The organism is Bradyrhizobium sp. MI1.11, from assembly GCF_055811255.1.
Map to the genome: position 1 here is coordinate 1 of NZ_JBVVPM010000083.1, position 24429 is coordinate 24429.

The window sequence follows — 24429 nt, forward strand, 5'->3', positions numbered from 1 at the left end:
GCCTTGCCTTTGCCGATGCATTCCACCTCCGGGGCATGGAAGGAATAAAGCTTCCAGCCGCGCTGGCGCTGCTGCTGCGAGCGGATTTGCACGGCCCGGCCAAGCGGGAGGGCGAATGCCTCCTCCAGTGCCGGCTGGCCCTCGATCTTGCGGCGGATGTCGCGGATGATGCGGCCGAGCCGGCTGCGCAGAATGCGCAACTGCCGCTGATGCCGGCTGAACTGTTTGGCATGGGCGTAGCGGCCCGCCATCATCGCCGCGGCCTTGGCCACACGAGAATAGGATTGCCGCAGCCTGACGGCGTGCCTTCTCGCCAGGCGGTTGAGCCCCTTGATAGCCGCATGAAGCAGCTTGGCATCGGTCGGAAAGGTGATGGCCTTCGGCTGCACCGTGGTGTCGACGGTGACGCGCTTGAGGTCCTGGCCGCGTAACGCGCCGGCTTCGTGCGCCACCCGCAGGCTCTCCGCCAGCAGCAGCTCCAACTTGTCGCCGAGCCGCTTGCGCCAATGGCTCAGGTCCGAGCGCTCGTGCGGGAAGGCATGCTGAAAGAACTCTTGCCCGGTGAAGAACTGGAAATACGGGTCGTGAACCCAGCGCTCGCAAACGCCCTCATCGGACAGCCCGTAAGTGTGCTTGAGCAACAGCAGCCCGATCACGAACCGGGTCTCGATCCCGGGCCGGCCATTCTCGCTGTAGAGCGGCGCGACCTCGCCGTCGATCCAGTCCCAATCGATCTTGCCGGCGAGCTGAACCAGCTCGTGCTTCATGTTGATGATCTGGTCCAGCCTCGCCTGGAACAGATCGTTCGATCCCGTCGTCCTGTGCTTCTTCGGTCGCATCGGCCCCTCCGATGCACCACAGAATCATGGTCCGCAGCGAAAGGGAATCCACAAACGAAAATTGCAAGGTTTGGGGGCCTCAAGCCCCCAATCCCTGCAATCTCAAATGCCGCCGCAACCGGAAAACTGACTCCTGCTCAATCGCTTAGAGCCTTGTTCACGGACGACTACTTCGCCTTCAGGAGATCTGCGACATCGAGCAGCATGAACTCGTCGTCGTCGGCCTTGTTGGGATCGCGGCTGGACGAGAACGGCAGATTGTTGTCGTTGCCGACGATGATGTGGGTTTCGTCGACACGATCGACGTTCTCGATGGTGAAGAACGGGAAGGTGTAGACGCCGTCATTGAGCGGCTTCTTCGCCTTGTTGTCGGGATCTCTGATCTTCATCAGATCGATGTAGCCGATCTTGCGCACGGGCTTGCCGACATTGGCGTCGGTGAGTTCGATCTTGTAGACGCGCTTGAACTTGGCGACGTCAGGGAAGCAGTTCTCGCCGCGGGTGCCTTGCGGGCAGGCCTTGTCGGGCGTGCCTTCGCCGTTGTCGCGCTCGATGATCAGACCTGCGCTCGGGTCGATCATGTTGAAGTCGCCGATGGCATTGCCGTTCTGCTCGAACACATACTGCCAGTAGCGGCCGGTGAACTTTTCCGCGGCGACGTCGAATTCGAGGATGCGCGAGGCTTCCTTGCCGTCGACCTTCTCCCAGTCCTTCTTGTCGGCGTCCCACAGCGGCCCCTCGAGCAGGCCGTAGAGAAACTTGCCGTCTTTCGAGGAGGCGAAGCCCTCATAACCCTTGGAGCGCCGCAGGTTGACGTTGGTGTAGGTCGCGCCCGGCGCGCCCGGGGTCGTCACCGCCCAATGATCCGGCGAGCGCACCGGCTTGCCGTCGGCGACCGTCTCGAACAGCCCGAGAATCTTGCCGGTCTTGTCGGCCTTCAGGATGTAGGGGCCGAACTCGTCGCCGATCCAGAAGGTGTCGCCGATGATCTGAAAGCCTTCGGTGTCGAAGTCGGAGCCGGTGAGATAGCGCCTCTCGGTGTCTTCATGCACGATGCGGAACGGCACGCGTCTGTCGGGATCGTGCAGGAACACGGTCTCCAGCCGCTCGATCTTGCCACCGGCCCAATCCATCTTGTAGCGGTTGAGGTACAGCATCGAATCCGGCGAATTGGCGCGCGCGCCCATGCCGTTGTCGGTGATGACCCAGAAGGTGCCGTCGCCCATCGACTTGATGCCGGAATGGCCTTGCAGCGGCTGGCCCTTGAACGGCAGCGACAAGCCGGTCGCCCGCTCATAGGACTTGCCCATCACCGTGCCGAGCGCGTCGACGCGCTTTCCGGTGGTGTATTTGCCGGAGGTCTTGAGATCGGCGGGCGCATCAGCCGGCGCGTCGATGAACGTGGCAGCCGGCATCACGACGTGGCCGGCGAGCCTGGCCGGGAATTCGCCTTCGCTCTGCGCGAGCGCGGAGCTCGCGGTGAGAGTGATCGTTGCGACGGTGCCAAGAAAAGTCGCGCGCATGTGCGTCTCCTGTTAACGGAGGCCGTCTTATGCGGATCGCGCATTGCAGTTTTGTGAAACCGGGCCAAACGCCGCGGCCGACGGTCATTTTTTTAGCGGTGTGGGAATCTCAAAGCTGACGGACTTGCTGTCGATCACGTGGTGCGTCGGATCTGCCAGCTCCAACAGGACCTTGTGGGGTCCTGGCTTCAGTCCGACCACGATCACGGTCTCGCCACTGGCATCGACAAAATGCCAGGGCGCATCGTCGACCGTGATATGGACGTGGCCAATGCGCGGCGATACGTCGAGCGCGCCCTTGCCAAACACCGGCACGACGCGGAGATTCTCCGTGGTGTACTGGATGAAGACGAGACCCTGCGCCAACTGGTCGGCGAGCGGCGGATCGACGATCAACCGCGCAGGCGCCTCATTTTCGATCGCGACCAGTGGCGATGGGCCGCGCACGTCTCTGGCGGTTTGGGCGACGGCGGCTGCTGCGAACAAAGTGGAGGCCGCCAGAACGGCCATGCAGTCGAGAGCGGCATACATGTCCGTTTCCTTCCGGACTGATCAGGCGATCTTGCGGGAGAGGAAGTTGCGGATCAATGGGACCATTTCGTCGAACTTGTCCTCGAGCGCGAAATGGCCGGTATTGATGAGGTGAAATTCCACCTGGGGCAGGTCGCGTTTGTAGGGATGGGCGCCATCGGCCGGGAAGATGAAATCGTTCTTGCCCCAGACAATCAGTGTCGGCGGCTTGTGCTTGCGGAAATAGGCCTGCACCGCGGGATACAGCGGCAAATTGGTCCGATAGTCGTAGAACAGGTCCATCTGGATTTCGCTGTTGCCGGGACGGTCGAGCAGTGCCTGATCCTGCACCCAGTTGTCGGGTGAAATCCGGCTGACGTCGGACATGCCGTCGGTGTACTGGAATTTCGTCGTTTCCAGCGTCACCAGCTTCATCAATGCTTGGCGGCTGGTGTCGGATCCGTCGGTCCAGTATTGCTTGATCGGATTCCAGAACTCTTTCAGCCCTTCATCATAGGCGTTGCCGTTCTGCACGATCAGGCCGCTGATGCGCTCTGGATTCTTGAGCGCCAGGCGCCAGCCCACGGGAGCGCCGTAATCCATGACATACATCGCATAGCGAGTGACGCCGAGCTGGTCGAGCAGGCCGCCGACAAGCTCGCCGAAACGGTCGAATGTGTACTTGAATGTCGCGCGCGGTGGCATCTCGCTCTGGCCGTAGCCGGGATAGTCGGGAGCGATCACATGGTACCTGTCGGCCAGTGCCGGGATCAGGTTGCGAAACATGTGGGAGGAAGTCGGGAAGCCATGCAGCAACAGCACGACCGGCGCGTCCTTCGGACCCGCCTCGCGATAGAAGATCTTGATCCCGTCGACGGTCTTGGTTCGGTGATAGGTGACCGGATAGGCGCCGGCGGTGTGTTCGTCGCGCTCCGGCTTCGCGGATGCCGCCGTGGAAGCAACTGCGACAGCCGCTCCGGACAACCCAAGAACGAGACGGCGACGATCGAGGAGCGATGGCTTGGATGTGGTCTCTACGATTTTCATGTCAATGTCCTTTCAATACGATGAGTTCGTCGACGGCCGAGAGGGATTTTTCAAACGCCCTGATAGACCAGCCGGGTGAAGAAGCCGGGATCGATCACGAATTGCCCCCATATCGCGTCGAAGGCCGCGGTCGGCTTCGCCGCAACGGTTTCATCGCGCGTTCGTCCCTGCTTCTTGAGGCGGGCGACATTGTCGCGGATCCCGGCGAGCATGTCGCGAAAGGCCTGGAATTCGACTTTGTTGCCGACCGGCTTGCCATGCCCGGCGATGACGATCGTGTCCTTGTCCATTGCCGCGAGATTGGCGTCGCATGCAGCGATCATCCCGTCGATGCTGCCACCGGTCGAATAGTCGATGAACGGATAGATGCCGTTCCAGAACATGTCGGCGACATGAATGATATTGGCTTCTGCGAAAGTGACGGAGATGTCGCTGTCGGTGTGTGCGGGCCCGTAATACTTCAGGCCGATCGAGGTTCCGTTGAGCCTAAGCTCGCGGCTGTCGGCAAAGACTTCGCTGGGGATTCCGCCCGCGCCGAGCGGAAGGAAATTGTAGTCCCAATCCTCGACCCGCTGCACTTCGGCAAGATGTTTACGGGTGTTTTCCTGGGCAATGATCTTGGCGCCGGCTGCATGCAGCCATTCGTTGCCATCGGCATGATCGAAATGCCAGTGGGTGTTGACGAGATGGGTGACGGGATCGGCGCCGAGATCAGCCAGCGCTTTGGTGAGTTGTGGACGTGAGACGCGGATGCCCGCATCGATCAGGACTTTGCCGTCGGGCCCGGTCAGCACGGCAATGTTGCCGCCGGAGCCTTCCAGCACGGTGATGTTGTTTCGGAGCTTGTGCGTGACAATCGGCGATACCGCAGCACTGTCCTTGATCAGGCTGACGATGCCTCGCGCCTCTGCGTAGGCTTGCCTCGGGCTAAGCCATCCCGAAGCGGCGGACGCTGCGGCGCCGACGCAACACAGGCAGAAACCGCGTCGGGATAACGACGGGAGCTTTGGCGAACGCATGCAATTTTCGCTTTCTCGAGCGACAATCGACGGCGCCAATGATCGACCCCGCTGTCACGATGGAGCGTGGGGCCAATGCAGCAAGCAGTCTATCACGATAGCACGATCGACTGCGCTTGCGCTCAGCCGCGAGTTACTCCTTTACCGCGCCGGTCAGCGACGACACGTAGTAATCGACGAACAGCGAGTAGAAGATCGCAACCGGCAGCGAGCCGAGCAGTGATCCCGCCATCAGCGCGCCCCACTGGTAGACGTCGCCGGTGACGAGCTCGGTCAGGATCGCGACCGGCACCGTCTTGTTGGCGCCGCTCTGGATGAAGGCGAGTGCGTAGATGAACTCGTTCCAGGACAGCGTGAAGGAGAAGATGCCGGCCGAGATCAGGCCGGGCACCGCCAGCGGTAGCGTGATCCGGCGCAGGATCTGGAGCCGTGTGGCGCCATCCACCAGCGCGCATTCCTCGAGTTCGTAGGGGATCGACTTGAAATAGCCGATCAGGAGCCAGGTGCAGAACGGCACCAGGAAGGTCGGATAGACCAGGATGAGGGCGAGCGGGCTGTCGAACAGGCCGAACTGCACGACCACGGTTGCGAGCGGAATGAACAGGATCGATGGCGGCACGAGATAGGCGAGATAGATGCCCAGCCCCACATAGGGGCTGCCGCGGAAGCGCAAGCGTTCGATCGCATAGGCGGCAAGCGTGCTCGCGATCAGCGACAGCGTGGTCGCGCCGATCGCGACCAGCATCGTCGTCCACAGCCAGCGCGGATAGGCGGTGTCGAACAACAGGTGCTTGATGTGGGCCAGCGTCGGCGAGGAGATCCAGAACGGGTTGTGCTCCCGGTAGTTCATCAGCTCGGCGTTCGGCTTGAACGACGTGATCGCCATCCAGTAGAACGGAAACAGCAGGATCAGCACGAAGCAGCCGAGCGGCAGATAGATCATCATCAGTCGCCGCAGCCCGGAATCCCAGGCCATGGTGTCCGGCACAGCCTTCGCGTCGGCGACGGCCGGTTGCGCCACTGTATCAGTCATTGCTCTCTCCTTGCTGCCATTTGCGGCGCGCCAGGCCGAAATAAGAGAACAGCGTCGCGAACACCAGGAACGGGATCATCGACACCGCGATCGCCGCGCCCTCGCCGAGCTCGCCACCGGCAATGCCGCGCTGGAAGGCCAGCGTGGCGAGCAGATGGGTCGAGTTGCCGGGTCCGCCACGGGTGATGGCGTAGACCAGCTGGAAGTCGGTGAAAGTGAAGATGATCGAGAAGGTCATGACGATGGCGAGGATCGGCATCATCATCGGGAAGGTGATGTAGCGGAAGCGCTGCCAGGCGCTGGCGCCATCGAGCATCGCGGCCTCGTAGAGCGAGGGCGAAATGGTCTGCAGGCCCGCCAGCAGCGAGATCGCGACGAAGGGAATGCCGCGCCAGATGTTGGCGGCGATCAGCGAGAAGCGCGCCGGCCAGGGCGAGCCGAGGAAGTCGATATTGGTGGTGCGCCAGTGCAGCACGTCGACCAGAAGGTAGGAGATGATCGAGAATTGCGGATCGTAGATCCACCAGAACGCCAGCGCGGAGAGCACCGTCGGCACGATCCAGGGCATCAGGATGATCGCACGCAACAGGCTCTTGAATGGAAAATGGTTGTTGAGCAGCAGCGCGAGCCAGAACCCCAGCGCGAACTTCCCGAAGGTCGCGATCGCCGTGTAGACCACGCTGTAGAACACCGCGTTCCACCACAGGGAATCGGTGAGCAGATACTGGAAATTCTCGAAGCCGACGAAGACGCCTTTTCTGCCGATCGTGGTGTCGGTGAAGGCGAGCCAGATGCCGAGGCCGAGCGGATAGGTCAGGAACACCGTAAGCAGCCCGATCGCGGGTGCGAGGCACATCACGATCAGGAACGGCTTGTAGTCGAACAGGCGCGCCAGCCAGGAGGGCTGCCGTCGTGCGAGGGCGAGAGTGGGAAGTGTGGTCACGGACATCGATCAGGCGTCCTGTTTTAGGCTGTCACCACATCCGTCATTGCGAGCGAAGCGAAGCAATCCAGTCTGTCTCCGCAGTTACAGTCTGGATTGCTTCGTCGCTTCGCTCCTCGCCATGACGGTCGCTTTATCGTCGGGCGCTACTTCTGCCGCCGGAAGTACCGCTTGCAGCGCTGCTCGGCTTCCGCGGCCGCGGCTTCCGGCGTGGCAGCGCCGGTCGCGACGGACGCGAACATCTGAATCAGCACGTAGTCGGCGCTGACGGCGCCGGTCGCGGTCGAGATCGGGCCCGCGTAGCCGTCGTAATAGGTGCTGTTCATCGTGTTCTTGAACAGCTTCACTTTGGGATCCTGCGACCACACCGCGGCCTCGGCATAGGCCGCGAGCGGCTGGGCCCAATAGCCGGAATTGGCGTTGAGCCACGGCTCGTACTGGTCCTTTTCCAGCATGTATTGCAGGAAGGCCTTTGCGGCGTTAGGATACTGGCTGTGCTTGAACACCATGGCGTTCAGCGTCAGGCCCGCCATCGGCGACACCTTGGCCAAGCCTTTCGGCAGCAACTGATGCTCGCTGTCGTCGGCGATCGCCTTGGTCGCCGGATCGTTCTTCAGCGAAAAATACAGCGAGACGCCGTTGGCGGTCAGCGCGATCTCCTGCGCAGCGTAGGCGCGGTTGTTGCTGACGTCATTCCAGGACGTCGTGCCGGCGATGAAGGTGGGGTAGAGCTGCTTGACCCAGTTCAGCGCGGCGATCGTCTCCTTGCTGTTGATGATGACGTTGCCCTCTTCGTCCAGCAGGGCCGCGTTGTGCGACCATAGCGCCCAGCTTGCGAATCCGTTGCCGTCCCCCTTGGCATTGCCGAGGGCGAAGCCCGCCGGCTTGCCGGCCTTCTGGAGCTTCTGGCACAGGTCGAGGATTCCGGCATGGTCTTCCGGCACCTTGTCGAAGCCGACCGATTGCAGGATCGACTTGCGATAGATCACGGGACCCGCGGTGGCTCCGAACGGCAGCCCGATCCAAATGGGGCTCTTGTTCTTCTTGCCGTAGCGCTGCGCCAGCGGCAGCCAGCCGCCGTACCGTTTGCCGAGGTAGTCGGCCACATCGGTCAGTTCGATCAGCTTGTCGACGTAAATGTGCGGTGCGTCGGAGAAGCCGATGATGATGTCGGGACCGGCGCCGGAATTCGAGGTCACCGCGGTTTGCTGGTTGATGTCCTCCCAGCCGACGAAATCGACCTTGACCTCGACGCCGGTCTCCTTGGTGAATTTCGCCGCATTGGCGCGGAACACATCCTCGTCGGCCTGGACGAAACGTACCGGTCGCAGCATGCGCAGGGATGCGCCTTTCTCGATCGGCAGTTTCGGTGCGGGGACGTCCGCGGCCTTGATCGTGGATTGGGCATTCGCCGGAGCACCGGTTGCCGCGATTGTCGCAGCGGACAGGCCCAGCGCCAAGGCATCACGACGTGTGATGTCGTTCCTCATCGGTTCCTCCCTATGTTTTTCCCTTCCCGGCGTTGATCGCCGGTGAAGGGTCTTTCCGGTTGCCGGCGCGCCTTCGCGGCCGTCCCGCCTAGCTGTTCGGGCCGCGGTCCATGCTGACAGGTTGCCAGCGGCGGAGCGCGGTGTCTTGCAGCACCGACGGATTGACGCAGCTTACCGGCCACATGCCCTGAAGCACCAGTGACAATTCGTAGCCCACCCGGCGCTTGCGCGCCTCGTCGAACCGTGCCGAGGCGGAGGCGACGTGGGCGGTCAGGGTCACATTCTCCATGCCGAGGATGGGGTTGTTGTGCGAGGGCGGCTCCTTCTCCAGCACGTCGAGGGCGGCATGGGCAATCCAGCCCTCCTGAAGCGCCTTGATCAAGCTTTCCTCGTCCACGGTGGCGCCGCGGCCGGTGTTGATGAAGACCGAGCCCTTCTTCATCTGCCGGAAGTGCTTCTCGGTGAGCATGTGATGCACCTCGGGCCGGGCGGGGGCATGCATTGAGACGAAGTCGGATTGCGACAACACCTCGTTCAGCGTCGCCGGAATCACGCCGTGGTCGGACATCAGCGTTTCCTGGATGAAGGGATCGTAGGCCATCATTCGCAGGCCGAAGGGAGCTGCGCGCTTCGCAACTGCACGCGCGACGCGGCCGAACGAGATGAAGCCAAGCGTCTGGCCCATCAGCCGCGGAATCTTCGACAATGCCGGCCGGCCCTCGGCCCAGCGGCCGCTGCGCACCATCCGGTCCTGCTCGACCAGGCGGCGGAAGCCCGCGAGCAGCAGCATCATGGCGTGGTCGGCGACCTCCTCGATGAAGGTGTCGGGGATGTTGGTGACGGGAATGCCACGCGCGGTCGCGGCCTTGATGTCGACGCTGTCGACGCCGACCGAGCCGAGCGTAATGACCTTGCAGGTCTCCAGCGCGTCGATAATGGTCTTGGTGATCGGGATGCCCTTGGCGTAGATGGCGTCCGCACTCTTGGCGGCGGCGATGAACCCGGCCTCGTCGGCCGGCGCCTCGACGATCTCGGCGTCGATCGGATCGAGCGCCTCACGCTCGTAGGAATAATCGCTGCTCGCGACCGTGAAGCTCGCGCCCTTCGGCGTCACCACCCTGTATTTCGGCATTTCCTGCTCCCGATTTGGTTTCTTGTTGTGACCCGGACTTTGCCGGGCCTTTGCGTCTTTTACGCGAAATCGGGCCGGGTGCGTACAATCGGCGGTTGCCGTCGCGGCGATTTGTGCGACGGCCCGGACGTTTCCTCCGTGCCTTTACGGGGCGCTCCGTAACAGGTTGCTAAGGGGTCGCCACTAAAAGTTGTTTCAATTGCGATCGATTCGCTCGTGCGTCCTTGTCCTTTTGTTGCCGGAGCCATCCCGTGAAATTGAGCAATCTGAAGATCGCCCCCAAGCTCGGCATTCTCGTCGGCGTCACCTTGTTCGGCCTGTGCATCTCCGGATTTCTCGCCGGCTATCTGATGAAGCGCGAGATGGTGAATGCACGCGTCGAGCAGACCAAGGCCATCGTCGAGGTTGCCCGCAACATGGCCCTCGCTCTCAAGAAACGAGTCGATGCCGGCGAGATGACGAAGGACGCGGCGATGGCCGAGTTTCGTCTGCTCGGCAACGCGATGACCTACGACAAGGGCGCGGGCTACCTCTTCGGCACTTCGTATGACGGCATCACGCAGCTTGCGCCCGACCCCAAGCAGGTCGGCCTGAACCGCATGAGCAATCTGACCAACGGTCGCAATCTTTCCAAGGAATGGATGGATGGCGTCAAGGCCAACGGCGAATTTCTGCTCTTCTACGAGTTCATGAAGCCCGGCCAGGAAACGCCGATCCGCAAGATCGGCTACGCGGTGGCCGTGCCCGGCTTCGACATGTATCTCGGCACCGGTGGCTATCTCGACGATATCGACGCCAAGATGGTCCCGATCTACTGGCTGCTCGGGCTTGCCATGCTCGGCATCGTCGTCGTCGCGGGCAGCGTCGCTTGGGGGCTTGGCCGCAGCATCAGCCGTCCCTTGGCGCTGCTCGGCGCCCGCATGAAGGATCTCGCCGAGGGCAAGCTTGAGGGCGACATTCCCGGCGTCGGCCGTGGCGACGAGGTCGGCGCAATGGCGTCGACCGTCCAGATCTTCAAGGACAACGCACTGCGCATTCGCGACCTCGAGAAAACCGAAGCCGATGCCAAGGATCGTGTCGCGGCGGAACGTCGCAGCGCGATGGAGGGTATCGCCAGCGATTTCGAACGCAGCGTCAACGGCATCGTCCGCTCGGTCTCCTCGGCCGCGACGGGCATGCAAGCCACGGCGCAATCGATGACCGCGACCGCCAGCGACGCCTCTTCGCGTGCGGCGACGGTCGGCGCGGCCTCGCAGAGAGCGTCGGGCAATGTCGGCACGGTCGCCGCGGCTGCCGAAGAGCTGTCGAGCTCGGTTGCGGAAATCTCGCGCCAGGTCACCCGCTCGACCGAAGTGGCGAGCCGCGCCGTCAACGACGCCGAGCGCACCAATGCCACGGTGCAGGAACTCTCCACCGGCGCCGAGAAGATCGGCGAGGTGGTCAAGCTGATCCACTCGATCGCGGCGCAGACCAATCTGCTCGCCCTCAACGCCACCATCGAGGCGGCGCGTGCCGGTGAGTCCGGCCGCGGCTTCGCCGTCGTCGCTTCCGAGGTCAAGGCCCTCGCCAACCAGACCGCCAAGGCGACCGAGGAAATCTCCGCCCAGGTCGCGGCGATGCAGACTTCGACCAGCGATGCGGTCGCCGCCATCGGCGGCATCACCCAGACCATTGCCGAGATGAGCGAGATCACCGCGGGCATTTCCGCGTCGATCGAGCAGCAGGGTGAGGCGACCCGCGAGATCGCCCGCAACATTCAGTCGGTCGCGGCCGGATCGAACGAGATCAACGCCAATATCGGCAGCGTCACCTCGGCCGCGGAAGCGACCGGCACGGCGGCAAGCGACGTGCTCACCAACGCCCGCGAGCTCGACAGCCAGTCGGGCGCGCTGCGCAGCGCAGTCGACGGCTTCCTCGCCAAGGTGCGCGCAGCGTAAGGCTTGCACTGAATTCGTAGGGTGGGCAAAGACGCGAAGCGTCGTGCCCACCTTTTCTTTTTGAGTTCGCGGTAACTTCTCGGTGGGCACGCTTCGCTTTGCCCACCCTACGAGACCGCCCTACTGCTTCTCGATTCCCGCCTCGCGGATCAGCTTCTCCCACAACACCAGCTGTTCGTTCACGAACGTGCCGAGCTGTTCCGGCGTGCCTGAAAACGCGTCCATGCCGAGGGTGGCGAGCTGGGCCTTGATCTCCGGCTTCTCGACGATCTTCCGGATCTCGGCGTTGAGTCGCGTCACGATCTCCTTGGGCATGCCGGCGGGGCCGAAATAGCCCTGCCACGACGAGATGTCGAAGTCCGGCACGCCGGCCTCCTGCATCGAGGGCAGGTTCGGCACCAGCGACGAGCGGTCCTTTGTCGTGACGGCGAGGGCGCGTAGCGCGTTGCCCTGGACATGCGGCAGGCCGGTCAGGATGTCCACGAACATCATCGAGACGCGTCCGCCCATGACGTCGTTGAGCGCCGGCGGCGAGCTCTTGTAGGGCACGTGCAGGAGGTCGAGACCGGCATTATGCGCAAAGGTCGCCCCCGACACGATCGCCGAGGACGAGCCCGAGGCGTAGCTCAGCTTGCCCGGATTGGCCTTGCCGTAGGCGATGAGCTCGCCGACCGTCTTGGCCGGCACCTCCGGGTGGATCACCAGCATAAAGGGCAGGTCGCCGGTGCGCGCGATCGGGGTGAAGTCCTTGATCGGATCGTAGGTCAGGCTTTTGAGCAGATAGGGATTGGCCGAATGCGTGGTGTTGGTGGTCACCAGCAGCGTGTAGCCGTCGGGCGCGGCGCGCGCGACATAGGTGGCGGCGATCATGCCGTTGGCGCCCGCCTTGTTCTCGATGACGATGCCGACGCCGAGGGCCTGCGACAAATGCTGCGAGATCAGCCGCGTCGTGGTGTCGGTGCCGCTGCCGGCCGCGAACGGCAGCACCAGCGTGATGTTGCGGCTCGGATAATTGTCGGCCTGCGCAGCGGATGCGCCAGCGAGACAAAGGGCGGCCGTGCCGATGGCACGCAAGTTTCGGATCAACGCTGAAAGCATGTCTGGTCGTTCCCTCTTTTTTCGTTGGCGGGGAACCTAGCGTCTCCTCGTCGAAATCGGAAGGCGCGAGTTTGTCGCCTCGTCTCGCGGTGCGGAATTACTTCACCGCAGACCCTTGGCGCGAGGCGATCACGACGCCGGCGAGCACCAGCAGGTAGCCGATCAGGTGGAACGGCTGGATCTTTTCGCCGAGCAGCAGGATCGCCATCGCCGAACCGAACACCGGCACCAGATGGAAGAACGGCGCGGCGCGGTTCGGGCCGATCAGCGCCACGCCCCGGTTGAAGAACAGATAGGCCAGCGTCGAGGGAAAAATCAGGATGTAGCCCAGCGTCGCCAGCGTCACCCCGTCGAGTTGCAGAACGCGGCCGCTCCAGGCCTCCCAGATCGCGGTCGGCAGCAGCATCGTCGCGCCGCAGCAGGTGGTGAAGGAGAGAAATGAGAGTTGGTGGATCTTCGGTCGCCGCGGGATGAAGGCAGAGTAGATCCCGAACGCCACCAGCGAGGAGGCGAACATGATGTCGCCCCTGTTGAAGCTGATACTCGCGAGCGCGGCGAGATCGCCGCGCAGGATGATGATCAGCACGCCGAGAAGCGAGATCCCGATGCCGGCGAGCTGCGCACCGGTCAGCCGCACGCCGAACAGCACCAGCGACCACAGCGCCACGAACAGCGGTCCGGCCGACTGGATCAGAAGCGCGTTCAGCGCCTCCGTGTACTGCATCGCCCAGTACGAGATCGCGTTGTTGAAGGCAAAGCCCACCAGCGACAGGAACAGCATCAGCGGCAGGCTCTTGCGCAAGTTCGGCCAGTCACGCTTCAGATGCGGCCAGGCGAACGGCAGCAGGATCAGGAACACGCCAAACCAGCGGATCGTGGTCACCATCAGCGGCGGCACATGCGCGCCGACGTGGCGCGCGAGCACGATGTTGCCGGCCCAGAACAGCGAGCTCAGGCTGAGCAGCAGATAAGGCTGGTTGTTGAGCCAGCTGGCCGGATTGGAGGCGGGTGGCGCGGGCGAAGCGATCGTCATTGGCGTTCGACGCGAGCTTGCGCCGGATTTACGTCGTGACACAAGTCACGCGGTCGCAATGCTACAATGCAGGCATGACCAGAGGAGGCGGCATTGGCGGTTAATATGTTGAACATCGACGGCCTGGATCGGCTCGATCGGCATGCACCGGTGGTGATGTTGAACCTGATGCGCTTCCACGCGCGCTCGGGCGACGGCGACGGTTCCGGCTGGGACGCCTATTTGCGCTACAGTGCGGTCACAGTGCCGATGATCAAGGCGCGCGGCGGCACGCTGCTCTGGACCGGCGACGCCAAGGCGGTCGCGCTCGGCCCGCAGCAGGGCAACGACTTGGATTTCGCGGCGCTGGTCTATTATCCCACGGTTGCGGCTTTCATCGACATGATGACGTCGCAGGCCTACGAAACTGAGGCCGATCCGCACCGCGTCAACGCCTGCGCCGAGCACGTCATCATTGCGACCAGCGAAGCGTACAGCAAGTTCAAGGTGAAGTAGCCTTGGCTGCCGCGCGGCACGGCGCTTTCCTTCTCCTACGACGGAGAAGGAGGACCTATGCCGCCTGCTTCCGTGACGCCACGAACACGCCGGCCAGCACCAGCGCGAAGCCGATGAAATGGAACGCCTGGGGGTGCTCGCCCAGAAACACCATTGCCATGATCGAGCCGAACACCGGCACGACATGGAAGAAGGGCGCGGCGCGGTTGGCGCCGATCAGCCGGACTCCGCGATTGAAGCAGAGATAGGCGAGCGTCGAGGGGAACACCGCGACATAGAACAGGGTCAGGAGGTTCGGCCCGTCGAGCTTCATCATGGGGCGCGCGGACAGCTCCCAGATCTCCAACGGAATGAGACAGGCAGCACCGCAGCCGAACGTGAAGGCGAGGAACGACAGGCCGTGCATCGGCGGCCGCTTCAAGGTCAGCACCGAATAGAGCGCGAAGATGATCAGCGCGACGACGAAGATGAGGTCGCCCTTGTTGAAATCGATATTCGACAGCGTGGTGAAATCGCCATGCAGCAGGATGATCAGCACGCCGCACATCGACAGCAGCACGCCGAAGGCCTGCGCCGCGGTAAGCCTGATACCGAGGATGGCGAGCGACCACAGCGCCACGACCAGCGGCGCGGCTGACTGAAGTAGCAGCGTGTTGAGCGCCTGCGTATGCTCCAGCGCCCAATATTGCAGCGTGTTGAAGGCGCCGATGCCGGTGATCGAGAGTGTGACCATCAGGCCGAGCTTGCCGCGGATCGCGGGCCAGTCCTGCGCAAGGTGTTTCCAGGCGAACGGCAGCACCAGCAGGAAGGCGAAGAACCAGCGCAGGAACGACAGCGTCACCGGCGGAATGTGACCGGCGGCGAGCCGTCCGACGATGGCATTGCCGGCCCAGCACAGCGCGGTGATGCTGAGCAGCAGGTAAGGCTGGTTGGCGATCCAGTTGTGGCCGGACGTGGCGGCGCCGGTGGTCTCGTCGGTGGCGGACATTGTGATCGTTGTGGCCCCGCGTCATGCGCCAAGCCTCCAGCCCGGCGGCACCCGGGCCGGTTCAGACCCGGCCCGTTCAAAGACACGGAAATCCGGCCGATATCAATGGCGCGAGGCGCATCGCGTCCATGCACGGCGGCGGCCGGAACCCGCTCAACCCTTCAGTCCGGCACGGATCGCAAACGGCTTCAACAGTTCGGCGCAGGCGAGATAGACGACAACCAGAAGCGCGATGCCGGCCATTATGAGCGGTGGCGGCGCAACAAAGCCGAACCAGGCACCGAGCGGCGTGAAAGGCACCACCATCGCGACCAGCAAGGCGACCAGCGATGAGACGGACAGCACCGGATCGGGCCAGCTGCGCCACGGTCGGCCGTTGGTGCGAATGATGAAGATCACGAGGATCTGCGTCGCCATGGATTCGATGAACCAGGCGGTGCGGAATTCGTCCGGCGACGCTTGAAACAGCAGGATGAGGGCGCCGAAGGTCAGGAAGTCGAAGACCGAGGACAGCGGCCCCATGATCGCGGCGAAACGCACCAGCCGCGTCATGCTCCAGACCTGCGGCTGCGCGGTGGCCGCGCGCGAGACCTGGTCGAAGGGAATGCCAAGCTCGGAGAGATCGTAGAGCAGGTTGTTGAGCAGAATCTGCGTCGGCAGCATCGGCAAGAACGGCAGCGCCATCGAGGCGATCGCCATCGACAGCATGTTGCCGAAATTCGAGCTCGCGCCCATCCGGACATATTTCATGATGTTGGCGAAGGTGCGCCGGCCCTCTTCGACGCCGTCGGCGACGACTTCGAGATCCGAGGCGAGCAGGATGATGTCGGCGGCGGCCTGCGCCACGCCGGTCGCGCCTTCGACCGACAGGCCGATATCGGCGGCCTTCAGCGCCGGAGCGTCGTTGATGCCGTCGCCCAGGAAGCCGACCACCGCGCCGCCGGCCTGAAGGGCCTTCACGACGCGCGACTTCTGATCGGGCGCAAGCCGGCCGTAGGCGTCGGTCGATTGAACCTGGACCGCCAGTGCTTCGTCGCTGAGCTCGGCGATGTCGGCTCCCGATAGGACGCGGTCGGCGTTCAGCCCGACCAGGCCGGCGAGTCGCTTCACCACCACCGGATCGTCGCCCGACAGGATCTTCAGCGTGATGCCGGTTGCCGCGAGCCGTGCGATCGCGGCCGCGGCCGTCGGCTTCGGCGGGTCGGCGAAGGCGCAAAAACCTTCGAAGACGAGATCGGTCTCGTCGGCGGTCTCGACTTCGCGGGTTGCGCCGGTCCACGGGCGCGAGGCGATCGCAATGCTGCGTAGCCCTTCGCTCGCGAGCTCGTGCACGCGGGCGATCGCGCGGGTCCGGGCGCCGTCATCCATCACGCACAGCTCGAGCACCGCCTCAGGCGCGCCCTTGACGATGAGCAGCGCGCCTTCGGGACCGGTCGCGAGCACGGATCCCAGCCGCCGTGAAAAGTCGAACGCCTGCCTGCCGGCGAGCGTCCAGTCCTGCGCGGCATTCGACTGGCCGGCAACCAGCGCCGCGTCGAGCGAGCCGCGATCGCCGCCGAGTTTCGCGGCGATGGCGCCGAGCCGCGCGGCGCGGGCATCGTCCTTGCCGGCGGCATCGAGGCTCTTGGCCAGCGTGATCTCGGCCGAGGTCAGCGTGCCCGTCTTGTCCGTGCACAAGACGGTCATGGCGCCAAGATCGTGGATCGCGGCGAGGCGCTTGACGATCACCTTGCGGCCGGCCATGCGCAGCGCGCCGCGCGACAGCGTCACCGTGGTGATCATCGGCAGCAGTTCCGGCGTCAGCCCGACCGCGAGGGCGACGGCAAACAGCAGCGAGTCCATTACCGGGCGGCCGAACACCACGCGGACGCTGAGCACGACCAGCACCAACGCCAGCGTGGCGCGCGCGATCACGAGGCCGAATTCGCGCAAATCGCGCTCGAACGGCGAAGGCGTCTGGGCCTCGGCAAGCGCGGAGGCCGCGGCTCCGAACACGGTGTCGCGTCCGGTCCTGACGACGAGCGCGATCGCCTCGCCGGTTTGCGCGACGGCGCCGCGAAACAGTGCATTCGACGTGTCGTCTGGGTCGGTGGTGGCGCCGGCGCGCTTCTGTACCGGATAGGGTTCGCCGGTGAGCGCCGCTTCGCCCGCGGTGAAGGCTGTGCACTCCAGGATGAGCGCGTCCGCGGGAATGATGTCGCCTGAACGGACGCGCAGGATGTCGCCCGGCACCAGCCGATCGACGTCGATCTCGCGGAAGTCGTTGTCACGTCTGACTTCGGCCTTGAGCGCAACCGATCGGCGGAGCACTTCCGCGGCCTGCAACGCATGGCCTTCCTGGACGGTGTCGAGCCCGATCGAGAGCGCGAGTATCAGGACAATGATGAGCCCGCCGATATCGTCGCCGGTGAGCATCGAGACGATGCCGGCAACCAGCAGAATCAGAGACAGCGGCTCCAGCAGCCGGCGCATGATCGCGCGCGCCGCCCCCTCGACGCGTGGCCGCGCGTCGCTGTTCGGCCCAAAGCGATCGAGGCGCTCGGAGGCGTCCGCGGCGGTCAGGCCGGTGAGGCCGCAGCCCAGTCGCTTGCATAATTGATCGGGTGAAAGATGCCAGAAGCGGTCGTCGGCGTGCGCTGGACTGTCCGACAAGCAAGGCCCCCGATTCGAATTGTCTCGTCAGGCAAATGCCTCGAAATTCGGTGTAACCTGTTGACCTACCGCAATTTGGATGGCCGCGAGCGCCTGGCTTCGTTGGCATCTGCCGACTGAAACGACGTGCTGCAGGGCATTGACCTCGAGCTCGACCATTGCTGCGACCGCATCATCGAAGTGGTCGACGGCCGCATCCGGGCCTAACGTCGTAGAGCCCGTCCGACAAAGCGGATTTTTAGGGGATATCAAGGGCTTGGATAGCGCATTGGGCCCCGAAAAAGCCCCGTTCTTGCTTGCTTACAGAGGCTGCATCCTTTATCCGGTTGGCTGCCTCGCGTTCGAGCGGCCCCGGCCGTGATTGGGCTGGGCGCATCTAACAGATTGCATAGGGATTACCCGCGAATGGCCAATGTTGTCGTCGTCGGCGCCCAGTGGGGCGACGAAGGAAAGGGCAAGATCGTCGACTGGTTGTCGGAGCAGGCGGACATCGTCGTCCGTTTCCAGGGCGGCCATAACGCCGGCCACACGCTGGTGATCAACGGCAAGACCTACAAGCTGGCGCTGCTGCCCTCGGGCGTGCTGCGCGAGCAGAAGCTGTCGGTGATCGGCAACGGCGTCGTGTTCGATCCCGCCGCCTTCCTCGACGAGGTCACCAAGCTGCGGTCGCAGGGTGTCGCGGTCAGCCCGGACAATCTTCGGGTCGCCGAGAACGTCACCCTGATCCTGCCGCTCCATCGCGAACTCGACGCGCATCGCGAATCCGCCAATGCGGCGACCGCGATCGGCACCACCCGCCGCGGCATCGGCCCGGCCTACGAGGACAAGGTCGGCCGCCGTGCCATCCGCCTGATGGACCTCGCGGATCTCGACACGCTGCCGCACAAGATCGACCGGCTGCTGGCGCATCACAACGCATTGCGCCGCGGCCTCGGCCTGCCGGAGTTCGACGGCAAGGAGATCCTGAAGGAATTGACCGCGCTGGCACCTCAGCTGCTGCCTTATGCCGAGACCGTGTGGCGGTTGCTCGACATCGAACGGCGCGCCGGCAAGCGCATGCTGTTCGAGGGCGCGCAAGGCGCGCTGCTCGACGTCGATCACGGCACCTACCCTTACGTCACCTCGTCCAACACGGTGGCGGCGCAGGCCGCGACCGGCTCGGGGCTCGGCCCCGCCGCGGTCGGCTATGTGCTCGGCCTCTGCAAGGCCTATACGACCCGCGTCGGCCAGGGCCCGTTCCCGACCGAGCAGGACAACGAGACCGGCCGCAAGATCGGCGAGCGCGGCCGCGAGTTCGGCACCAATACCGGGCGCCCGCGCCGCTGCGGCTGGTTCGATGCGGTTCTGGTCCGCCAGGCGGTCCGGACCTGCGGCATCAACGGTCTGGCGCTGACCAAGCTCGACATCCTCGACGGCTTCGACACGATCGAGGTCTGCACCGGCTACAAGCTGGACGGCAAGGAGATCGATCATTTCCCGGCGGGTGAGGGCGCCCAGGCCCGGGTCGAGCCGATCTACGAGACCATCGAGGGCTGGAAGGAGCCGACCGCCAATGCGCGGTCCTGGGCCCAGCTGCCGGCCCAGGCGATCAAATATGTCCGCCGGATCGAGGAATTGGTGGGGTGCCCGGTCGCACTGCTTTCCACGAGCCCTGAACGCGAGGATACTATCCTGGTACAAAATCCGTTTGAGGCTTAACGATCTCTTACCGGGACGCGCGTATAATTGAGTAGAAATGGCTGATTACTATCCGCTGATCGCCCGCGCTATTGCCGCCCTGGACCCCAACGCTCCCGGCGAGAGCCGTCGCGCGCTCTACGAGCGGGCGCGCACGGCGCTGATCGCGCAGCTCCGCAGCGTGCAGCCGCCGCTCTCCGAATCCGAGATCACCCGCGAGCGGCTTTCGCTGGAAGAGGCCGTCCGCAAGGTCGAATCAGAGGCTGCCCAGCGTGCCCGCGAGGCCTCGCGCCCCGGTGGCAGCGCCCGCAGCAGCGGCAGCGGCGATGCCTTCCGCCGCGCGAGCACCCGCGCCACCGAGGGCAACGCGCCCGCGCCGCAAAGCGCTGCCCCGCCGCGCACCCGTCCGGCTCCGCCGCCGCCGCGCGCCGACCGGCCCTCGTTCAACGTTGATGACCAGGGCGACGCCCCGCGCGCGCCGCGGGCTCCGCGTTTCGACGCGCCGCGGCAGCCGGGTCCGTCGGCACCGCCGTCGATGCCAGAGCCTCCGCCGGCCGGACGTGATCGCGCCGGTGGGCGCCGTCCGCCCGACATGGGACCTCCGCCGCCGCTGCCGCCGGCACCGGGCGTGCGCGGCTTCCGCGACATCACGGCCGACGCCAACGATCTCGGCGGCGCCGCCGCGCAGGCCAACCGCGCGGCGCGCCGGACCTACGCCAACGTGCCCTCGCCCTCGCCGGAATTCGATCGGCTCGAGCCGAGCCTGGAAAATCGCGCCGCCGGAGCGGACGCGCCGTATTCCTACGACGAATCGATCGAGGAAGCTGAGCGCTACGCGCCGCAGTCGCAGCCGCCGCGTCCGCACATCCCCGTTCTCGACCGCGAACCGAAGAAGAAGCGCGCCCGCGCCCGCACCGGCTCCGTGTTTCCGTTCAAGAGCGCGATCGCCGTCGGCATCGTGCTGATCCTGGTCGGTGCCGGCATCCTGTGGGGCAAGCAACTGGTCCAGACCGCGACCAACCTGTTGAAGTCTTCGCCGACGCAAGTGGTGGAGGCGCCCAAGGATTCGTCTCAGCCGCAGAGCAAGCCCAAGATCCCGGATCGCGTCGGCCAGCCCTCGGCCAGCGACCAGCCGGTCGCGCCGGTGGCGCAGAAGGTCGTGCTCTACGACGAGGATCCATCCGATCCGAAGGGCAAGCAATATGTCGGCTCGGTGGTGTGGCGGCTCGAGCCGATCAAGGCGTCGGGCAACCAAAAGGCCGACGTCGCCGTGCGCGCCGACATCGAGATCCCCGATCGCAAGTTCAAGATGACGATGTCGTTCCGCCGCAACACCGACTCCTCGCTGCCGGCGAGCCACACCGCGGAGCTGACCTTCGTCCTGCCGGCGGACTTTTCAGGAGGCGGCGTCGCCAACGTGCCGGGCATCCTGATGAAGTCGAACGAGCAGGCACGCGGCACGCCGCTCGCAGGCCTCGCGGTCAAGGTCACCGACGGCTTCTTCCTGGTCGGCCTCTCCAACGTCGACGCCGACCGCAGCCGCAACGTCCAGCTCCTGAAGGAGCGCTCCTGGTTCGACGTGCCCCTGGTCTACGCCAACCAGCGCCGCGCCATCATCGCCATCGAGAAGGGCGCTCCCGGCGAGCGCGCCTTCAACGACGCCTTCGCGCAGTGGGGCGACTAGATCTCTACTCCGTGAGACCTCTGCATGGTTCGAGACGCCCGCCTTGGCGAGCCCCTCACCATGAGGGTTTGATATCTCGCCGCGAAACGAGACCTCATCCTGAGGGCCCGCCCCGTGGGCGGGCGTCTCGAAGGATGGCCGCAGGTACGCTCTCTCTCTACTGCGCCGTGGCTTCCCGCTTGCGCGATGTCGCGGCGGCGTGCTCGCGGTCCATCACGGCGCGGCAGCCGGGGCTGACCTGCGACCTGTTCCGTACCATGCAGGCGGTGATCCTGGGGATGTCGGGGATCTCACTGGAGCACAGCCGCATGGCATCGCCCGAGCACATCTGCTGCGCTTCGGACGAGAACGCGAAGCCCGGCGAGGTCGGGATTGCGATGGTGGTGGCGAGGGCGAAGAGAGTTGCGATCGTCTGATTGCGTGTCATGCAGAATGCGTCCCCGAGTTCCGTGGGCTTGAGCCACTTGATTTTGGGGCGCCGCACGCGGCTTGACCTGCCGCATGTCTCAGCCATCACGCCGGGACCTCAATCCCGCATGTGGTTGCTCGATCTCTCGTGATGTTCGAATCGAAAAGTGCTGCGCCGCCCGAATCAAGTATGCGCCATTGTCGCGCGGCCGCAATGCCAAGCGAAAAGGAATTCGCAATTGTTGCGCGCACGTCACGCACAATGCGACTCGCATGCGATCAGATCAACCGATCGGAGGATGCGCTCGCTGGTTCCGCATCGCTTGCGCCAAGCGCTGCGTGCTCCTCGACCGCCGTAACGCCCTTTGCCGTGAGCTCGAACAGATCGCCGTCCTTCATCACGTAACCGTCGGCGATCAGCTCGCCTATCTTGCCGTGCCGGTCGTCGGCAAAGGCGATGGATTGGCTGATGTCCCTCAGGATCGAGAGCTGTTCGTCGCGCAACATGGCTTCACTCTCCGTTCGCCGGGGATGGTTCCGGTCCTCACATGCCGTGGCTCTGAAAGACCTTGCTGCAAGACCGCGACAGTTTGGCTCGGTTGGCTTGCAGGCAATTCTGCACCGCACCGTCATTGCCGAGGTCCTTGCGGCAGAAGCGCGAGGCGTCCCGCGAACAGGCTTGCTGCTCCTGCGGCGAACCCATATGGCCTTGTGCGAGAGCGGGCGCGTTCGACAGGCCGCTCACGGCCGTCAGCGCGATCGTCGCCAGGAAGAACAGTTTGCGGGACATCGGCGGCTCCAAATCTGACAGGTGAGTTTCAGGTCCTGTCTGAACTCGTCGCTATGCGGCTTGTTCCCAGGGCAGAGCCCGCGCCGCCGCTATTCAAGGTTCCTGCGGCGCTGCTATAACGGGGCGAAGGATGAGGGTGCCTGATGAAACGCTATCTCGTGTTTGCGCTGGTTGGCCCGTTCGTGGGCGGGTTCCTGCTGCTGCTGACGACGACCTATCAGTCCGGCTATTGGACCCAGACCAGTCTCGCTGAGGTCGGCAAGCTGTTCGCGGTGTTCTTCAAATCCCTGCAATACAGCTATTTGTTCGGCTTCCTGCCCTCGCTGATGATCGGGGCGGTCGACGACATCCTGGTCCACATCCGGCGGATCGGCCCGGTGCTGCGGATGCTGCTGGTCGGCGTGTTCGCCTTCATCCTGGCCTCGCTGACCTATAGCTCGCGCGGGCCGGACTCGGGCGCGGTGCAGTTCATCCTGTACGGCCTCGTCGGGTTCGTGCCGGCGGTGATTTCATCCTGGCTCGTGCACAGATATGTCGCGGAGCCGCAGCCGGCGGCGGCACCGACTTGAGGGCGCGACCTTCGATCACGCCGCAGCAACCTCCGCCGTGCTGGTGCGTTCCCTACAGGCCATGACCATGTCCGATGACGATATTCTTGCCCCGCGTCGATCCCATTCGGGAAGCCGCCCGGGTGCGGCCTCTTCGGGCAGCGAGGGGCGTGGGCCGATCATCGATCAGGACGGTCGTGAGATCCGGCCCGAAACACTGGAGCAGGGCTTTCGCGAGTTTCGCTTCGAGTTCGGCAAGGACAGTCCCTTCGCCGGCAACCCGTTCGGCAATCTGACGCGCGAGCAGCGGATCGCGCGGATCGAGGCGATCGCAAAGCTGCTCGACGTGGCCTTCGTGCTGCCCGGAACCAATATCCGCTATGGCATCGACGGCTTGATCGGACTGATCCCCGTCGTCGGTGACATCATCACCACCGCGATCTCGCTCTGGCTGGTGCGAGAGGCGAGGGCGCTCGGGGCGCCCTGGTACATCACCGCGCGCATGCTCGGCAATGTCGCCCTCGACGGCGTCGTCGGCATCGTCCCGTTCGCGGGCGACGCCTTTGACGTCATGTTCCGGGCCAACATGCGCAACGTGCGCCTGCTGCGCCGCTGGCTCGACAAGCAGCCGCGCATCTGACACTCCCGAAAATGCAAAAAGCGCGGCGGCCTTTCGGCCACCGCGCTTTCAGCGCACATCGGAGGTGCTTTACGAAAATTTACGCCGCGTCGGCGGCGTCGGTGCTGGCTTCCACCGGCTTGCGGTGACGGGGCAGCGGGAAGGCTTCGCTCTCATAGAGCGAGCGGATGCCGTTCTGGTCGAAGCGCGCTTCCTCGACCTGAAGATAGGCGCCGTTCAGCGAGTCCGTCGGCAACTGCTCCATCGCGAACTGCACGGCTTCGGCCGCGGTGCCGAACCGGCGATAGGTGAAGCCTGCACGCTTCTTCTTGCGGATCGCAGCGGGGAAGAGTTCGGCGGAAGTGTTGAAGTTGAACGGACGCAATGGACGCATGGTCAAAGACCTCGTGATCTCTCTGGGGCTTTAAGCGCGTGGGGTTGGGACGGGCAGAGGCCACCATTGAGTGGGCGCCGCACATGTCATTTTCGTCCTCTAATATAGCTCGTTTTGACAAAATTGCGACCCCCGCGATGCGAGATGATGAATCCGCGCATGGCAGCTCCGCAACTCGGAAAATTGCAATAATATCAGTTGCTTGGATGGTTTATAGCTTGCCAAGGAGCAGCAGCACGAGCAGCACCACCAGGACGAGGCCGCCGATCCCCATGCCGGAATGACCCATTCCGTAGCCGTAGCCACCGATGCGGCCCGACAAGCCGCCGACGAGATAAATGATCACCAGGATGATCAGGATGGTCCCAAGCGTCATGGCATCCTCCCTGGCGGCCGCCGCAACGCCATGGCCGGCCGCACCACCAGGGAAGAAAAGCACATCGCGGGGGGGGGGGGGGGGGGGGGGGGGGGGGGGGGGGGGGGGGGGGGTTTTTGGGGGGGGGGGGGGGGGGGGGGGGGGGGGGGGGGGGGGGGGGGGGGGGGGGGGGGGGGGGGGGGGGGGGGGGGGGG

Annotated in this window: 24 protein-coding genes; 6 read left to right on the forward strand and 18 right to left on the reverse strand. The window is 64.4% G+C overall.

Annotated elements, in window-relative coordinates; genetic code table 11:
- The 9 genes from AC0L30_RS39645 to AC0L30_RS39685 form a co-directional block, all read right to left on the reverse strand.
- The coding region (locus tag AC0L30_RS39645) for an IS5 family transposase (RefSeq protein ID WP_473406536.1) at positions 1-839 on the reverse strand (839 nt) is incomplete at its 3' end.
- 167 nt (positions 840-1006) lie between these two features.
- Entirely contained in the window at positions 1007-2362 is a 1356-nt protein-coding gene (locus AC0L30_RS39650) for an esterase-like activity of phytase family protein (RefSeq protein WP_473406537.1), read from the reverse strand.
- Between the two features lie 84 nt (positions 2363-2446).
- A complete protein-coding gene (locus AC0L30_RS39655; RefSeq protein WP_007596219.1) occupies positions 2447-2893 on the reverse strand; it encodes a DUF6130 family protein in 447 nt (148 codons plus the stop codon).
- Between the two features lie 21 nt (positions 2894-2914).
- A complete protein-coding gene (locus tag AC0L30_RS39660) occupies positions 2915-3919 on the reverse strand; it encodes an alpha/beta fold hydrolase (RefSeq protein ID WP_473406538.1) in 1005 nt (334 codons plus the stop codon).
- Positions 3920-3969: 50 nt separating this feature from the next.
- Complete coding sequence (locus tag AC0L30_RS39665) at positions 3970-4938, reverse strand: MBL fold metallo-hydrolase (RefSeq protein WP_473406539.1); 969 nt, start codon at positions 4936-4938, stop codon at positions 3970-3972.
- A gap of 133 nt (positions 4939-5071) precedes the next feature.
- Entirely contained in the window at positions 5072-5971 is a 900-nt protein-coding gene (locus AC0L30_RS39670) for a carbohydrate ABC transporter permease (RefSeq protein WP_219681670.1), read from the reverse strand.
- Complete coding sequence (locus AC0L30_RS39675) at positions 5964-6920, reverse strand: carbohydrate ABC transporter permease (protein WP_473366537.1); 957 nt, start codon at positions 6918-6920, stop codon at positions 5964-5966. Before AC0L30_RS39675 ends, AC0L30_RS39670 begins: the two co-directional genes overlap by 8 nt.
- Positions 6921-7060: 140 nt before the next feature.
- Complete coding sequence (locus AC0L30_RS39680; protein ID WP_007596211.1) at positions 7061-8404, reverse strand: ABC transporter substrate-binding protein; 1344 nt, start codon at positions 8402-8404, stop codon at positions 7061-7063.
- An 88-nt stretch (positions 8405-8492) separates the two neighbouring features.
- Positions 8493-9536, reverse strand: coding sequence for a C-terminal binding protein (locus AC0L30_RS39685; protein ID WP_473406540.1), 1044 nt, complete (start codon positions 9534-9536; stop codon positions 8493-8495).
- Between the two features lie 251 nt (positions 9537-9787).
- Between AC0L30_RS39685 and AC0L30_RS39690 the strand changes: the two genes are divergently transcribed.
- Entirely contained in the window at positions 9788-11473 is a 1686-nt protein-coding gene (locus AC0L30_RS39690; protein ID WP_007596208.1) for a methyl-accepting chemotaxis protein, read from the forward strand.
- 120 nt (positions 11474-11593) lie between these two features.
- Here AC0L30_RS39690 and AC0L30_RS39695 read toward each other — a convergent pair whose 3' ends face one another.
- Positions 11594-12571 (reverse strand): Bug family tripartite tricarboxylate transporter substrate binding protein, encoded by a 978-nt coding sequence (locus AC0L30_RS39695; RefSeq protein WP_473406541.1) that lies wholly within the window; start codon positions 12569-12571, stop codon positions 11594-11596.
- Between the two features lie 97 nt (positions 12572-12668).
- Complete coding sequence (locus AC0L30_RS39700) at positions 12669-13604, reverse strand: DMT family transporter (protein WP_473406542.1); 936 nt, start codon at positions 13602-13604, stop codon at positions 12669-12671.
- Positions 13605-13709: 105 nt separating this feature from the next.
- On the opposite strand from AC0L30_RS39700, the gene AC0L30_RS39705 reads away from it, so the two are divergent.
- Entirely contained in the window at positions 13710-14099 is a 390-nt protein-coding gene (locus AC0L30_RS39705) for a DUF1330 domain-containing protein (protein WP_473406544.1), read from the forward strand.
- Between the two features lie 55 nt (positions 14100-14154).
- On the opposite strand, the gene AC0L30_RS39710 is transcribed toward AC0L30_RS39705, so the two are convergent.
- Positions 14155-15087 carry a DMT family transporter gene (locus tag AC0L30_RS39710; protein ID WP_007596200.1) on the reverse strand — a complete coding sequence of 311 codons (933 nt, stop codon included), beginning with the start codon at positions 15085-15087 and terminating at the stop codon, positions 14155-14157.
- Between the two features lie 153 nt (positions 15088-15240).
- Complete coding sequence (gene mgtA / locus AC0L30_RS39715; RefSeq protein WP_473406543.1) at positions 15241-17739, reverse strand: magnesium-translocating P-type ATPase; 2499 nt, start codon at positions 17737-17739, stop codon at positions 15241-15243.
- A 405-nt stretch (positions 17740-18144) separates the two neighbouring features.
- On the opposite strand from mgtA, the gene AC0L30_RS39720 reads away from it, so the two are divergent.
- Together AC0L30_RS39720 and AC0L30_RS39725 are read left to right on the forward strand one after the other, a co-directional pair.
- Positions 18145-19437 carry an adenylosuccinate synthase gene (locus AC0L30_RS39720; RefSeq protein ID WP_007596197.1) on the forward strand — a complete coding sequence of 431 codons (1293 nt, stop codon included), beginning with the start codon at positions 18145-18147 and terminating at the stop codon, positions 19435-19437.
- A 37-nt stretch (positions 19438-19474) separates the two neighbouring features.
- On the forward strand, positions 19475-21100 hold the full coding sequence (locus AC0L30_RS39725) for a hypothetical protein (protein WP_007596195.1): 1626 nt from the start codon (positions 19475-19477) through the stop codon (positions 21098-21100).
- A gap of 157 nt (positions 21101-21257) precedes the next feature.
- On the opposite strand, the gene AC0L30_RS39730 is transcribed toward AC0L30_RS39725, so the two are convergent.
- From AC0L30_RS39730 to AC0L30_RS39740, 3 genes are all read right to left on the reverse strand, one after another.
- Positions 21258-21527: a hypothetical protein gene (locus AC0L30_RS39730; protein WP_246648728.1), complete on the reverse strand. Its 270-nt coding sequence runs from the start codon at positions 21525-21527 to the stop codon at positions 21258-21260.
- A 260-nt stretch (positions 21528-21787) separates the two neighbouring features.
- The gene (locus AC0L30_RS39735) at positions 21788-22015 is read right to left on the reverse strand and encodes a hypothetical protein (protein WP_007596192.1); all 228 of its coding nucleotides are present in this window, start codon (positions 22013-22015) and stop codon (positions 21788-21790) included.
- Positions 22016-22052: 37 nt separating this feature from the next.
- Positions 22053-22298 (reverse strand): cysteine rich repeat-containing protein, encoded by a 246-nt coding sequence (locus AC0L30_RS39740; protein ID WP_007596191.1) that lies wholly within the window; start codon positions 22296-22298, stop codon positions 22053-22055.
- A gap of 143 nt (positions 22299-22441) precedes the next feature.
- Here AC0L30_RS39740 and AC0L30_RS39745 point away from each other — a divergent pair, with 143 nt between their 5' ends.
- Together AC0L30_RS39745 and AC0L30_RS39750 are read left to right on the forward strand one after the other, a co-directional pair.
- Positions 22442-22867 (forward strand): DUF5413 family protein, encoded by a 426-nt coding sequence (locus AC0L30_RS39745; protein ID WP_007596190.1) that lies wholly within the window; start codon positions 22442-22444, stop codon positions 22865-22867.
- A 61-nt stretch (positions 22868-22928) separates the two neighbouring features.
- Positions 22929-23486, forward strand: a complete 558-nt coding sequence (locus tag AC0L30_RS39750; protein WP_088941332.1) for a DUF4112 domain-containing protein — start codon at positions 22929-22931, stop codon at positions 23484-23486.
- A 79-nt stretch (positions 23487-23565) separates the two neighbouring features.
- Here AC0L30_RS39750 and AC0L30_RS39755 read toward each other — a convergent pair whose 3' ends face one another.
- Complete coding sequence (locus AC0L30_RS39755) at positions 23566-23859, reverse strand: hypothetical protein (RefSeq protein ID WP_007596188.1); 294 nt, start codon at positions 23857-23859, stop codon at positions 23566-23568.
- A 211-nt stretch (positions 23860-24070) separates the two neighbouring features.
- Complete coding sequence (locus AC0L30_RS39760; RefSeq protein ID WP_007596187.1) at positions 24071-24235, reverse strand: DUF3309 family protein; 165 nt, start codon at positions 24233-24235, stop codon at positions 24071-24073.
- Positions 24236-24429 lie beyond the last annotated feature (194 nt).